Below are 13,023 nucleotides of genomic sequence, written 5' to 3'. Positions count from 1 at the left end.
AACACTCCGCGCCCCTCCTCACAGCCATCGGCTACATCAACTGGTGGGAAGGCCGCGGAAGCAAAGCCCACCAATACATGGAACTCGCCCTGGAAGCCGACCCCGAGTACCGCCTGGCCAAACTCAGCGACCAACTCCTCGGCTACGGAATGCTAGCCGGCTGGAACATGGACAAAGACACCGCCTACCGGACGCGAGGGCTTGGAACCTCGGACTGACGAACGACCCTTATCGAATTCATGGGGATTGCAATTCAACAGCTTCAAGACAGGCGTCGTCACCAGGGAGCCGACCCTTTGTTCGTGACGGTTGAAAACCAAGTCCGTATGGCGGCGAAACGGCTCAGTTTCGGACCATCCCTGATAATCCAACAGGTACTGTCGTGGCATGGGAAGTAGCACCCTTCAAGGGGTCACCTCGTGCAGGACTCCGCAGTGGAAGAACCGGACATCGAAGCTTTCGTTGTTCTTCCGCCCGACCACCTCTGCTGTAGCCAGCTTTAGGCACAACGACGTCGTTGCCATGCGTTCGGCTAATCACTCGCGTGCATACGCTGTGGCCACAGGTTTCGGCTGTTCACTCTGCCTTTCCTTCGGAGACTGTTGGTGCGAATGGCGACCTAAGACGCACCATGAGATCTGCGTGCTCTCGCCTCCTGTGAGGACACACACGGTTACTCCGTGTTGTCGATTGGGACCGGCCTAGGATTTATCCGTGACGCGGACAGCTGCGCTATTTTCAATGGATTTCCCGGTCTTGGCCTGCAAACTTTCGATTGCCGTCACGAACCGCTTCATACCCAGACGAAGCGACGCTTCGTCTGTGGCGAAGGAGATCCGAACGGCACCTTCACCGGACGGCCCAAACTCGGCGCCTGAACGTACCTGGACGCCGGCCTCGGCCAGATATGCGGTGAGCTCTCCAGATGACAGTGGCGAATCGATGCGCACGAAGGCGTAAAACGCCCCTTCCGTGGGCTCGTATTGAACACCGGGAACGTCAGAGAGAAATTGTCTGACCAGGTCCCGACGCCGGCGGTAGCCCGTGATCTGGGTTTCGTGCCAGTCCGGATCGGGGTTCAGTGCCGCCAGTGCAGCATCCTGGACGGCGGTGTTGATCGAGCCGGCGAATGTGCGGTGGATCAGCCCGATCGCGTCGATTAAGTGCGGCGTGGCCACAATGTATCCCAGGCGCCAACCTGTCATTGCGTAGGTTTTCGAGAAAGTGCGGACCACCACCACACGTTCAGCGACTTCCCGCAAGTGCAGGGCCGACCAGAATCCCGAGCTGCTGAGGATGATATCGGCGTACGCTTCATCGCAGACAAGGCGAAGCTGGGGGTAACGCTCGAGAACTTTTGCGACGGCTTCGAGTTCCGTGCGTGTGAAGACGGCACCTGTTGGGTTGCCAGGGTTGCACAGCACAAGCAGACGGGCGCGCGTCTGCTTGACGGCTGCCTCGATTGCGGGGACATCGAGGTGGCCGCTTGGTGTGAGCGGGACCCAGTGGTGCCGGGCCCCGACCATGGCGGTGTGATCGGTGTACAACGAATACGTAGGCTCTGGTAAGACGACTGTGTCTCCGGGATTCAGCACGGCAAGGAAGGTAGCGGCCAGTCCAGCTGCCGCCCCGTGAGTGAGCAGGACCTGACCTTCGTCAACGTCTATTCCGATGGTGTCCGTGAGGTGCTTGGCCAGGGCTCTGCGAAGCTCAGGGATACCGGCATCCGGGGAGTATCGGGTTCGGCCGGCACGCAGTGCTTCGATCGCAGCGTCGACAATGCGCGACGGGGTGTCCTCTCCGGGTTCGCCAACGGCGAGCGAGATGACTCCGGGCGACGCCTGCCCAAGGTTCTCTGGCCGGCGTGAGGCGGCTTCGATCCGTTGGACCAAGGCAGTGTGCGGTGGGCCGTTCAAGGTATCTCCTTTGAGCTAGGTGGTATGGGTTGAATAGGGCTTGCCAGTGTCAGAAGGTGGTCGCGGGCCCCGAGTCGGCGGTAGAAGTCGATGGCGGCCTTGTTGGCAGTGACGACCGAGATTTTGAGGGTTTGGGCGCCAACTCCGCCGAGGTACTGTAGGGCTGAATTGAACAAGCGAGGGCCCACGCCATGTCCGCGAGAGTCTCCGCGCACGACCAGCGTTTCGAGTATTCCGATGCTGCCCCAATCCCAGGAGTTGCTGGCGGGGCCGAGGCGGACAAAACAGTAGCCGACGGGGCGGCCGTTGATTTGTGCCGTGAAGAGCCGGCCGGCAGCGCTCCGGAACCAGTCGACGTACTCAGCGCGACGCTTCGGCCAGGATTCCTCAACGGTAAGAGCGGCACCGGTGCGGGCCAGTTCGGGCGCGGTTTGATGATGATAGGCCAACAACTCCCCCCACAGCTCCCGCACCAGGTCGACGTCCCAGACAGAGAGCTCGACCACAGTGATGTCCTCTATTTCTGCAGTCACCGGGGCCTCGTCCCTGCGGGCTCGCCCGTCGAAATTGCTTCGGAGATCCCGGACCGAGGCCTGGTTGGCGCCGTCATCGAACCATGGCCAGGAACGACTGGGTCCTGGGGTGCCGTGGATTGGCGAGGACGCTCTCGGGAGGACCGACCTCTAGGATCGTGCCCCCGTCCATCATGATGACGACGTCGGCAACATCCCGTGCGAACGCTATCTCATGCGTCACAATCACCATGCTCATCCCGCTCTCGGCGAGTTCTCGGATGACGTGGAGCACTTCGCCGACAAGTTCGGGGTCAAGGGCTGAGGTGGGCTCATCGAACAACATGAGTTCCGGTTTCATCGCGAGGGCCCGGGCAATGGCAACCCGCTGCTGTTGTCCTCCAGACAGGGTGGCGGGGTAGGCTGCCTCTTTGGTTTCAAGCCCGACCCGGGCAAGCAGGAGTCTCGCCTCGTGCATTGCGTCGGACTTCTTCACCTTACGAACGTGGATGGAGCCGGCAGCGACGTTTTCCAGGGCGGTCATATGAGGGAAAAGATTGAAGCTCTGAAAAACCATGCCGATTCCGCAGCGGCTTCTGGCCGACTCCTTCGGGGACATTTCCATAAGCTTTCCATGGGCTTGTCGATAACCGACGACAGAGCCGTTAACCTCGATGCGACCACTGTCGATGCTTTCAAGGTGATTAATGGTCCGGAGAAGGGTCGACTTTCCTGACCCGGATGGGCCGATAATGCAAGCTATCGAGCCTCGTTCCAGGCTGAAGTTGACATTCTTCAGGACCTCCAAGGACGCATAGAATTTTCCGACATTGCGGATGTCGAGGATCGTGTCAGTCATTGTTCCTCCGAGCCCACCAGGATGGGCGTGCTTGCGATGCTGAGTGCGATATAAGAGCGGATCGGCCAAGTCGGCGCTCCACCCGTCCTTGGATGAAGGTGAAGACAGTGGTCAGGACGATGTACCAGAATGAGGCCACGAGGAGAAGCTCAATGATGGCAAAATTGCGCTGGTAGATCGTCTGGCTCGCGTAGAGAACTTCACCGTATTGGATAACGCTGGCCATGGCAGACGACTTCAGCATGATCACGAACTGATTTCCAGTCCCAGGGAGAGCCACTCTGAACGCTTGGGGAAGAATCACTACGCGCATCGCGACGAAAGGGCTCATGCCAAGGGCTTCGGCTGCCTGCCGCTGGCCGTGTCCGACAGCCAAGAGACCACCGCGGACGATTTCACTCATGTACGCACCCTCGTTCAGGCCCAGACCGACAAGAGCCGCGACGAAGGGTGTAATCAGGCTCGTGGTCAGGTAGGTGCCGAGCCCGGGGATCGTCATTGTGGGGAATACCAGCGCTAAGTTGTACCAGAGCAGGAGCTGGACGAGGACCGGTGTTCCTCGAAAGAGCCACGTGTATATTGACGACACTGTGCGCAGGACCGGGCTTTTGGACATGGATGCGATGGCGCTGGCCGTCCCCAGGATCAAGCCGATGATCATAGCCAGCACGCTCATAACCAGCGTATTTATTGCCCCCTGCAGAACAGTTCCATCGAAGAGGAATTCCAAGGTGACTGCGTAGTTGATCTTTGCGTTGGCGAACGCTATCAGCAGTCCGGCGGCCGCGGCCAGGAGTATGAGTGAGGTGACCGCCCGGCCATAATGGCGGCGTCGCACGACTGGCGGGTCCACTGCCGTATCCGCCTTGACGGGCGGCACACTCCTGCCTTCCCGGTTTTCCGTGTCTGAATTTGGGTGCATGGTGGTCATCGAACCCTCGCTCTCTTCCTTATGCCCCGTCATTGATTGTCGCTTTGCTGATTGCGGCCCCGCCGATACCCCACTTGTCGAGAATGGCTTTGTACTTCCCTGAATCCATCAGTTGCTGGATCGCCTTCTGGAGGACGGAGCGCATGTCGGTGCGATCCTTCGCTACGGTGATACCTGCCCGTGCCGGACCGATGATGGCGCCGGCGAGGTCGTAGTCGGGGCTTTGCTTGCCGAGGTAGGCGCAAACAGCGTAGGCCGTGACAACGGCCTCGGCGCGGCCCTGCTTGATCTGCAGGAGCGCAGCCGGCACGGATTCGAAGGTCAGGATAGAGATCGGTGATCTGCCTTTGCCGACGCAGTCGACGTCGCTGCCCTTCTTGGTGATGTCGACGTTGTTGCTACCCTCTTGTACGGCAACCGTCCCCCCGCAGAGATCGCCGAAGCTCCCGACGTGCTTGGGGTTCCCCTCTGCGACAAGGAGCCCGGCACCGGTTGTGGCGAAGTCAATAAGGTCGACCTGGGCCCGTTTTTCCGGCCGGTCGGTTGACCAGTCCCAATAGGCATCCACCCGGTGAGTCTGAACAGAGGGGACGGACTGGTCGAAGGCAACATTCTCCAAGTCGATATTAACTCCAAGGAGTGGCTGGACGGCCTGGGCCATGTCGGCATTGATTCCTTCGATCGTGTGGCCGTCCTTGCCCACGATGGCAAACGGCTCAGATGTCGCATCAGTTCCAAGCTTCAGGGTCCCGGCTGCTTGGACGCTGCTCGGGAGCTCACGGTAAAGCGGAGCCGTAGATCCTTGAGCACCTGGGCTTGCGGAGTCGCTTACTTTCTGCGCATTACAGGCTGTGACAGATGCAGCAACAACGGCAAGCGACACTGCTGGCACGATAAGGCGGGTGAAGCCCTTCATCTTTTCTCCTTCTTCATATTAAGAGGTTGTTCCCTATGCCGGGTCATTGATTGTCGCCTTGCTGATCGCAGCCCCTCCGACACCCCACTTGTCCATGATCCGGCCGTATTCCCCGGAGTCGATCAGGCGTTGGACAGCATCCCTCAAGACGTCGCGGATGTCCGTGCGGTCCTTGGCCACGACGATTCCTGCCCGGACGGGGTTGTTGATTGCCCCGGCGAGATCGTAGTCGGGACTTTGCTTACCGGTATAAGCGCACACGGCGTAGGCCGTGACAACGGCATCGGCACGGCCCTGTTTGATCTGCAACAGTGCGGCTGGGATAGAGTCGAACGTCAGGACCGTGACCGCAGGTTTCCCGTTGGGGATGCAAGTCTGTTCGCTAAGCCGTCGAAGATTTTGCACATGGTCCGCGCCCGCCTCCGCCGCGACCGTCTTGCCGCAGAGGTCCTCGTAAGCTGTGATGTTTTGAGGATTGCCCTTCCTGACCATGATCCCCGAGCCGGTGGTCGCGAAGTCGACAATGTCGACTTGCTGCCGCTTGACCGGAGTATCACTGGTCCACGTCCAGTAAGCGTCTACGCGATGCGAATTCACCGAGGGTACCGACTGGTCGAAGGCGATGTTCTGCAGGTCCACCGGCACACCGAGATATTGCTCGATGCCCCTGGCAAGGTCGGGGTCCACGCCGACGATGGTGCGCCCGTCATGGTCGATGATTGCGAACGGTTCGGCGCTTGCGGCAAGTCCGACTTTGAGCACGCCAGCTGCCTTGACACTGCTCGGAAGCTCGTTGAAGAGCGGCGCCGTAGATCCTTGAACACCGGGACCTGCAGAATCGCCTACTTTCTGCGCATTACAGGCTGTGAGCGACACTGTGATCAGTGCCACGGATACTGCCGAGATGACACACAATCTCTTCATCTAACACTCGCATTCTTGGACAACGCTGTCCGTTGTTGGGGTGGTGCCAAAGGGGTTGGCTGACTCGTGTGCCAGCCGAAGCTACGAACAAACGATGCTTCCGGAGCAAGCTCGTCTTCGATCTGCCAGGTGCCCTCGAAGTCGGCGGTTGAGGCTTTGACGACCGGGGACCAGTGCATTGGGGCAGACTCTTGGCGGAACAATGATGGGCCCACAGCCTAAAGCGACAGGCATGCTCAAAATCGCCACTTCGGCCGGCCCTCAGCCTCTTCAATCTCTCCACGGAACGGGCTCAGGTTGTCGATACCACTTAAACTCCGTGCTGGATTATCAACGACCAGCTGATCGATGACTTCTGCCGAAATGCCTCGTTCTTGAAGCAGGCCTAGGAAGTGACCGAACAGGAATGTGTACCCGTAATGGCCAGAGGCTCGTAGAAGGCTGCGTTTGCCAACGTCCTGCGAAAGTAGAATCCGGTCTGCGTAACCTGCTTCGAGGAGCGCGAGGAGGTAGCCTAGCTTGCGCTCTGTGTCCTGTTCACTGGTCCCTCGGATCGTATCGAGCTGGACCCAAACACCCGCCCTCGCCAAAGCTTCGCGATAGCCAGGTTCATGGACAGTGTCGCAGTGACCGACAATGATTCGTGCCGGGTCGACATTTTCCTCACGCAGGATCTCCACTTGCGCAATCCCGGTGGGGTAGGCGACCGAATGCAGGGAGATCGCGACTCCAGTTTGCAGCTGGGCCCGCGCCGCAGCCCGCAGAACTAGTTCTTCCCGGGGCGTGATTCTCCAGTCGTCGCTTCCGATCTCGCCGATGATTCCGGCCCTTATTCCTCCCCCGCCGGGGAAGCCCTCTGTCAGGTCCCGAACAAATGCTTCTGCCAGGGAGTCGATGCTTGCGTCCGCGAACAACACATCATCGAAGAACGAGTCCCGGTAGTGTCCGGTACCCAAGACGATATGCACGCCCGTGGCGTCCGATAGCGCCTTGATGGCACGGATGTTTGATGGCGTGCGTGACCCGAGCGGTAAGTAACCCTCGTCCGACGGCGAGCCATCGAGCAGGCCCGCTGGGTCTGGCGAGGCACCCACAGTCATCTCGGCCGGCGTTAAGTCGACGATAGTGCCTCCGCCTACATCGCGAAATGCCGCAAGCTCAGCCTCAAGGACCACGCGGTCAACAACCAACCCGTCAGTGGGGAACTCCTGAGTCCAGTTCACGTAGGTGTGTTCATGCATGAGCACCCGCCCTAGCCCGTCAGCTGCCACCGTTCCACGAGCGGTCTCGATCATAGGGCCCATGACGCCATCGGCAGATCGACAGTTGGGAAGGAGCCGGCATGTTCCTTCAGGGCTGTGACAGATGCAGCAACAACGGTAACCGACACTGCTGGCATGATGAGCCGGGTGATGCCTTTCATCTTTCTCGTTCTTTCTATTCAGTCGTTGTACTTGCCGAGTGGTTAGAGGTCGCTCATGTTCGCCAGCCTTGCGCTGGGATACCAGCCGAGCAGGCGGACGGACCGCGCAGCACCAGCAAGCTCGTCCTGCAGCCGCCGGACGTCACGAAAGTCGGTTGCGGAAGCTTCGACAAGGATCCGATAGTCCCCCAAGTGAGCCCTTGTAGTGATGCAGTCAAAGCGGTAGAGCGACAGACCGGACCGAACCAACGCCGCCTGGATCCCGGCGAGGTCGCCAGACTCCGGCTCAATCAGCACCGTGCACCGGTCTGGCTGTTGGAGCCGCTCTCGATCACGCCCCAGGAGCCAGAAACGAGTAATGTCTCCAGGGGGATCGGCGATTCCATCTGCGAGTACATCCAGCCCGGCTGCTTCGGCGGCACTGCGGTGGGCAATGGCCGCTCCGAAGCTGTGAACCGTTGCAGTGACCATCTCCACGCCCGATGCTGTGGAGTTCGCGGGGACACGGGATGCCTGCGGGACGTGGCTGGATAGCCACTGGTCGCATTCAGCCAGCGCCTCCGGATGGCTGTACACGGCGGTGACTTGATCAAGGGCGACACCAGGTCGCACCGCGAACGCCATGACGGCTGCGTAGACGACCTCTCCGGAAATCTCGACATCGCTTCCGAAAATCGACCTCAGATGTGGGCCGATCAGGCCGTTCAAGTTGGTTTCCACCGCCAACAGCCCGAAGTCGAGATCACCCCGGGCGACGGCCGCTACAAGATCTGCCGGGGTGGAGCGTGGCTCCCCCTCCGCATACCAAGCAGCAAGGAGCGGGGCTACGGCTTTTGAATGGAAGGACCCATTCGGTCCGAGATAGCCAATCTTCATCTGGGCCCCTTTCAGTCAAGGAAATAATGTGCTGCTAGTCACAATCGTGCGGTACATTGGACCGGTCTGTACAGGCCAATCTGGCGCAATTAGGCCAGTCCAATCTTGGAGAGAGTCCGCTATGGCCGTTCGCTCGACAATGCCGTCGATAGCAGAGCTGTTTTTGGAACTTGAGGATTCCAATCGCCCCATGCGCTGGCGCCTCACCGCTGCGATACGATCAGCGATTGCAGACGGAAGGCTGTCCGTCGGGGCGCCCCTGCCGCCCAGCAGAACGCTGGCGTCGCAACTTGGATGTTCGCGATGGGTCGTGGTCGAGGCATATGAAGAGCTGACGTCTGAAGGGCTGTTGGTATCGCGGCCGGGATCCGGTACCGTGGTCACCTCCCTGGCCATCACCACGCCCGAACGCAGAGCCCTTGAACTGCCACAACGTGAACCCCGGATCACCTTCTCCGCAGCCTTCGCTGACCTTAGTGCCTTTCCGCGGGCGGAATGGGCCAAAGCAGCAGCACATGTCATGGCCAATGCATCTCCCCGCGACCTCGCATACCCAGTTCCCGACGGGGCACCCCAGTTCAGGACGGCCCTGGCCCAACGGCTTCGGAGAACCCGGGGAGTGCGCGCTGACCCGCCAGACGTGATCGCGTGTGGTGGGACTGTGCATGCAATCGGCCTGCTCGCACGCGCCTTGCGACGAGAGGGGCACACCTCAATAGCCATAGAGGATCCGGGCTGGACGCGGCTTTGTCCTCCCTTGGAGGAGGCCGGACTCCGAATTGTCCCCATCTCCGTCGACGAGAAGGGGATCCGCGTAAAGGACCTTGCTGAGCGTAATGACGTCCGGGTGGTACTGACGACGCCGGCTCACCAGTTCCCGCTCGGCGTGGTCATGGCCCCGGAACGGCGGGCAGAACTGCTTCGTTGGGCCCAAGAGCGCGACGGATTGATCGTCGAAGATGATTACGACGGAGAGTTTCGGTACGACCGGCACCCGATCGGTACGCTGCAGGCGTTGGACCCGGAGCACGTCGTGTACATCGGCTCCACAAGCAAGATTCTCAGCCCGGCACTGCGCCTCGGCTGGATGGTGGCACCACAACGCATTGGCTTAGCGGTGTCACGAATAAGGGCCTCCGTTGACCTGGGAGTGTCCGTCCTTGATCAACTGGCCATGGCATTCCTCATGGACACGGGCCACCTTGACCGCCACCTGCGCCGGACTCGTCTTGGGTACGGGCGAAAACAGCAACTTCTAACTGACCTGGTCCAACGCCACCTTCCCGGATCCACAGCAGACGGAATCGCCGCAGGCCTGCACGCAGTGCTTCGACTGCCCAACGGGGTGGACGAACACTTTGTAGTAGAACGTGCCGCAGCAAGAGGGGTTAAGGTTATCGGCCTGTCCCAGTATGGACACGGTTCCCGGACCCTCCCCCCAGCTCTCGTTCTCGGCTACGCAGGCCTTACCGAGTCCGCGATGAGAGAAGGCCTGGCGATTTTGGCGGAGGTGATCTCCTCTGGCCCAAGTATTTGAGATTCCGAACAGCCCTTCCGACCGCCAATCGAAACTGCTGATCCGACGACTGCCGGGTGCAAGAGGTCTCAACCTTTGACTGACGCGAAAATTGTGTGGTCGCGGCTGTGGTCCCAGGGGGCGGCAGCGTGCGGGTTATGCGGTGTGCTGGAGCGGTTCGAGGGTGACCTGGTAGCCGAGACTTTCGAGTTGTTGGATGGCTCTTTCCTTGCTGCGTAGGGGCTGGCGCCGGGTGTAGTAGTCCGGGCCCGGATCGGCGTAGCATTCGCCGGTGTTGAGCATGTGCCAGATGGCGATGAGCATGGAATGCTCGACGGCGACGAGTGCTTTCATTGGCCCGCGCCGGGACTTGATGCGCCTGTATTTCGCGCCGAGATAGGTGGTCTGTGATCGGGCCACCGTCATTGCGGCCGTGCCCAGGACCCGTTTCAGGTAGCGGTTCCCGGGCCTGGTCTTGGTCGATTTGACCCGCCCGGCGGATTCGTTGGCCCCCGGCGCGGTGCCGGCCCAGGATGCCAGGTGCCCGGCCGTGGGGAAAACGGACATGTCCGCCCCCGGTTTCGGCGATGATGACCTCGGCGGTTCGGCTGCTGATGCCCGGGATTGTCGCCAGCAGTTCCCGGGCAGCGCTAAAAGGCTGCATGAGCTCATCGATCCGCGCGTCGAGGGTGGCGATGTCCTTGCTGTGGGCATCGATCCGGTTCAGGAACAGCCGGGCCATGAACGCGTGGTGGGCGTTGAAGCGGCCCGTCAGCGCCTCCGTCAGCGCGGGGATCTTCCGTCGCATGCTCCGTTTCGCGAGATCGGCCAGCGCTGCCGGGTCGTTCTGGCCCTCAATCAGGGCCTGGAGCATTGCCCTGCCGGAGGCGCCGGTGATGTCTGTTGCGATCGAGGAGAGCTTGATTCCGGAGTCTTCCAGCATCTTCTCCAGCCGCTGGACTTCCCTGGACCTCTCGTCGGTGATGGCGGAGCGCGTCCGCGTCAAATCGCGAAGCTGGCGGATGTTTTCCGGTGGGACCAGGCAGCCGTGCAGGAGGCCGTGCGCGCCAAGCTGTGCCAGCCAGGCCGAGTCCGAAACATCGGTTTTGCGTCCGGGCAGGTTCCTTGCCTCTCTGGCATGCACCAGCTGAACGTTCAGTCCTTTGTCTTCGAGCAGGAAGTAGAACTGGCGCCAGTAATCCACGGTCGCCTCCATCACGATCAGGGCCACGCCCTGGTCCAGCAAGTATTCGGCCAGCCGGTTGACCTCGTTCGTCATGGCCGTCCAGGTCGTGATCTCCTGGGTCGTTCTGCCGCCCTCGCTCGTGATGCGCACGCAGGCCTTCGCGTCCCGCTTGGAAACATCCAGTCCCGCACATCGTTGATAGAGAACATCCATCGCTTCACCATCCGTTTTGCCGTCGTTGAGCAGGAAGCACGGACCGGAAAGGAGAGCAAAAGAAGCAGAATTCTGACGCCCGTGCTGATGGCAACATTCCACGGTCCCCGCGGAAACGGGCTCTCCACCACCAGGCTGATATGCGGGCTCGCGGCACCACAGAGTTAGCAGGGTCGTTTCCGGAACACAGCAGCAGTATCAGCCCGCGTTACCTCCGGAACAAGACGGCTGGAACCCAAAGGAAGCTGCCGGGCGAATTTTCCCGTTCCACGGCGGGACGAGCGAAGCCGCCCCTGCATGGCTGATTAGACGAATAGCTGATCCCGCCAATGGCCAACGGCTGGAGCTCGTTGGCCATTGCTTCCTGCAGGAACCCGGTCCCGGAGGCGTCCGGTGGCTAAGACGGGGCGGGAGTTTCGTTCCCGGCGCTAGCTGCGCCCGCCAGAGCTCTGCACCAACGCCTCGTCTTTCAACAGGACCGCTGGTTGACAACCGCTCCAATAGTCGCAGTGCGTCGCCGTGCTCGCATGAAATCCGGCGTTTTACTACCACGCCTGTTTTTCTCTCGTCAGACCAAATGGGACGTCATGGCTCAGGGCCACGGTGCAGCGACCCGGCGCCTCATGAATGACCAGGATTCCGCGGAGGCCTTCTGTCATTGCCTTTCCCTGCATCAGCAACACAGCGTCGTTGAGCTCGTGTTCCAGCGTGTCCTTGCTGGTTGCGGTGACCGTTAGCGGGTGATCCTGTGTGTTTTCGTTCATCGTGCTTGCTTTCTTCTGGCTGTGCTTGATTGTCTCCGGTCGATAATGACGGAGACCGTGGTTGAACCGCGGCGATCCGGTTTATCGTGCGCGAATACGTCCCGGACTTGTTCGCGGGAAAGAGCACCACGGGGATGGGGCCAGCGGCGGCGGGTGCGCGGTCGTTTCGGGGGCCCCATCCACGCGCAAAGGGATTCTTCATTCTTGCCAGGGCATAACCACGCCGGCGGCCCCCGGCGGGAGCTGAAGCTGCTCGAGAGTGAACCAGGGGCGGGCTTCCTCGAACCACACGCTGACGTCATCGTCCTCGTGAACAGCCACCCGTCCACGGCCCCCATCGAGCCAGATCCAGAAGATTGACGCATCTGGGGCCACGATGTCCACCATGCCGCTTGTGACGTTTTCGTTTTCCCGTTTAACGCAAACCTTGTCGTCTGGGTTCAGGAACACCCATTCGGCAGGCGTCAATGGAGGGCCGTGGGAATGCCGGCAGTGCCCCTTCACCACGATCTCATTGCCGCGCACTTGCTCCATCGAGACCGTCCTTCCTGCTGACGTGGCGTGCCCGTGGTGCATGGCAAGCTCTCCGACCAGTTTCACGGAGCGGAAACCTGCTCCGGTGACGGGGTCAACGCACGATCACGTATAGCTTGCGGATTGTGGTGTGGACGTCCCATACCCCTTGCCAGCCCTCCGGGGTGATTAGCGTGTCACCGGCGCTGACCGTCACCGAATTTCCGGCACTGTCGGTCAACGTGGCCCTGCCCGTGAGAACCTGGCAGATCTCGGCATAGCCCTCACGGGAGGCGGTGAAGCGGCCCGGGGAGCATTCCCAAAACCCCACCTCCGTCCCGGCGGCCTCCCATATCGATTTGCTCGTTTCGACCTGCCCGGCTGTCAAGGACGACTCCTTCAACGCCGTCCGTCCAAGTTGAATGGTGGCAGGTTTGGCCACCACGGCTGTTCCTACGGTGTCGCTCATTCTTC

13 protein-coding genes and 1 pseudogene are annotated in these 13,023 nt (G+C 60.7%); 2 read left to right on the top strand and 12 right to left on the bottom strand.

Translation table 11 applies throughout. The features are described 5' to 3' along the window. Window positions 1-218, top strand: a 218-nt coding sequence (locus tag AC3WJU_RS12165) for a DUF4192 family protein (RefSeq protein WP_492259970.1), incomplete at its 5' end; no start/stop codon positions are given. Between the two features lie 483 nt (window positions 219-701). Here AC3WJU_RS12165 and AC3WJU_RS12160 read toward each other — a convergent pair. The 8 genes from AC3WJU_RS12160 to AC3WJU_RS12125 all read right to left on the bottom strand — a co-directional run bounded on the left by AC3WJU_RS12160 (window position 702) and on the right by AC3WJU_RS12125 (window position 8,357). Next, the gene (locus AC3WJU_RS12160; protein WP_492259969.1) at window positions 702-1,916 is read right to left on the bottom strand and encodes a pyridoxal phosphate-dependent aminotransferase; all 1,215 of its coding nucleotides are present in this window, start codon (window positions 1,914-1,916) and stop codon (window positions 702-704) included. After that, entirely contained in the window at window positions 1,913-2,449 is a 537-nt protein-coding gene (locus AC3WJU_RS12155) for a GNAT family N-acetyltransferase (protein WP_492259968.1), read from the bottom strand. The genes AC3WJU_RS12160 and AC3WJU_RS12155 overlap by 4 nt, the downstream gene beginning before the upstream one ends. A gap of 73 nt (window positions 2,450-2,522) precedes the next feature. Continuing rightward, window positions 2,523-3,287, bottom strand: a complete 765-nt coding sequence (locus tag AC3WJU_RS12150) for an amino acid ABC transporter ATP-binding protein (RefSeq protein WP_492259967.1) — start codon at window positions 3,285-3,287, stop codon at window positions 2,523-2,525. Beyond that, window positions 3,280-4,140, bottom strand: a complete 861-nt coding sequence (locus AC3WJU_RS12145; RefSeq protein ID WP_492259966.1) for an amino acid ABC transporter permease — start codon at window positions 4,138-4,140, stop codon at window positions 3,280-3,282. Before AC3WJU_RS12145 ends, AC3WJU_RS12150 begins: the two co-directional genes overlap by 8 nt. A 97-nt stretch (window positions 4,141-4,237) precedes the next feature. After that, window positions 4,238-5,134: an ABC transporter substrate-binding protein gene (locus AC3WJU_RS12140; RefSeq protein WP_492259965.1), complete on the bottom strand. Its 897-nt coding sequence runs from the start codon at window positions 5,132-5,134 to the stop codon at window positions 4,238-4,240. Window positions 5,135-5,167: 33 nt separating this feature from the next. Beyond that, window positions 5,168-6,058, bottom strand: a complete 891-nt coding sequence (locus AC3WJU_RS12135) for an ABC transporter substrate-binding protein (protein ID WP_492259964.1) — start codon at window positions 6,056-6,058, stop codon at window positions 5,168-5,170. Window positions 6,059-6,294: 236 nt separating this feature from the next. Then, window positions 6,295-7,299, bottom strand: a complete 1,005-nt coding sequence (locus AC3WJU_RS12130; RefSeq protein WP_492259963.1) for a phosphotriesterase family protein — start codon at window positions 7,297-7,299, stop codon at window positions 6,295-6,297. Between the two features lie 224 nt (window positions 7,300-7,523). Beyond that, a complete protein-coding gene (locus AC3WJU_RS12125) occupies window positions 7,524-8,357 on the bottom strand; it encodes a prephenate dehydratase (protein WP_492259962.1) in 834 nt (277 codons plus the stop codon). 121 nt (window positions 8,358-8,478) lie between these two features. Here AC3WJU_RS12125 and pdxR point away from each other — a divergent pair, with 121 nt between their 5' ends. Next, window positions 8,479-9,894, top strand: a complete 1,416-nt coding sequence (pdxR, locus tag AC3WJU_RS12120) for a MocR-like pyridoxine biosynthesis transcription factor PdxR (protein ID WP_492259961.1) — start codon at window positions 8,479-8,481, stop codon at window positions 9,892-9,894. A gap of 135 nt (window positions 9,895-10,029) precedes the next feature. Here the strand turns inward: pdxR and AC3WJU_RS12115 are convergent. The 4 genes and pseudogenes from AC3WJU_RS12115 to AC3WJU_RS12100 all read right to left on the bottom strand — a co-directional run bounded on the left by AC3WJU_RS12115 (window position 10,030) and on the right by AC3WJU_RS12100 (window position 13,018). After that, window positions 10,030-11,272: pseudogene (locus AC3WJU_RS12115) on the bottom strand (IS110 family RNA-guided transposase). Between the two features lie 545 nt (window positions 11,273-11,817). Continuing rightward, window positions 11,818-12,036, bottom strand: coding sequence for a hypothetical protein (locus tag AC3WJU_RS12110; RefSeq protein ID WP_492259960.1), 219 nt, complete (start codon window positions 12,034-12,036; stop codon window positions 11,818-11,820). A 198-nt stretch (window positions 12,037-12,234) separates the two neighbouring features. After that, complete coding sequence (locus tag AC3WJU_RS12105) at window positions 12,235-12,636, bottom strand: hypothetical protein (RefSeq protein WP_492259959.1); 402 nt, start codon at window positions 12,634-12,636, stop codon at window positions 12,235-12,237. 28 nt (window positions 12,637-12,664) lie between these two features. Continuing rightward, complete coding sequence (locus AC3WJU_RS12100) at window positions 12,665-13,018, bottom strand: cupin domain-containing protein (protein WP_492259958.1); 354 nt, start codon at window positions 13,016-13,018, stop codon at window positions 12,665-12,667. Window positions 13,019-13,023 lie beyond the last annotated feature (5 nt).

The organism is Arthrobacter sp. FW306-1B-F12A, from assembly GCF_058781865.1.
Note: the sequence above shows the minus strand (reverse complement) of the source record. Positions and strands in the feature narration are given on the sequence as shown.

Excerpts from the sequence above, each read along its gene's own strand:
- AC3WJU_RS12125 (WP_492259962.1), bottom strand. The coding sequence starts at position 8,357 with ATGAAGATTGGCTATCTCGGACCGAATGGGTCCTTCCATTCAAAAGCC.
- pdxR (WP_492259961.1), top strand. The coding sequence starts at position 8,479 with ATGGCCGTTCGCTCGACAATGCCGTCGATAGCAGAGCTGTTTTTGGAA.
- AC3WJU_RS12140 (WP_492259965.1), bottom strand. The coding sequence starts at position 5,134 with ATGAAGGGCTTCACCCGCCTTATCGTGCCAGCAGTGTCGCTTGCCGTT.
- AC3WJU_RS12130 (WP_492259963.1), bottom strand. The coding sequence starts at position 7,299 with ATGCATGAACACACCTACGTGAACTGGACTCAGGAGTTCCCCACTGAC.
- AC3WJU_RS12150 (WP_492259967.1), bottom strand. The coding sequence starts at position 3,287 with ATGACTGACACGATCCTCGACATCCGCAATGTCGGAAAATTCTATGCG.
- AC3WJU_RS12100 (WP_492259958.1), bottom strand. The coding sequence starts at position 13,018 with ATGAGCGACACCGTAGGAACAGCCGTGGTGGCCAAACCTGCCACCATT.
- AC3WJU_RS12110 (WP_492259960.1), bottom strand. The coding sequence starts at position 12,036 with ATGAACGAAAACACACAGGATCACCCGCTAACGGTCACCGCAACCAGC.
- AC3WJU_RS12135 (WP_492259964.1), bottom strand. The coding sequence starts at position 6,058 with ATGAAGAGATTGTGTGTCATCTCGGCAGTATCCGTGGCACTGATCACA.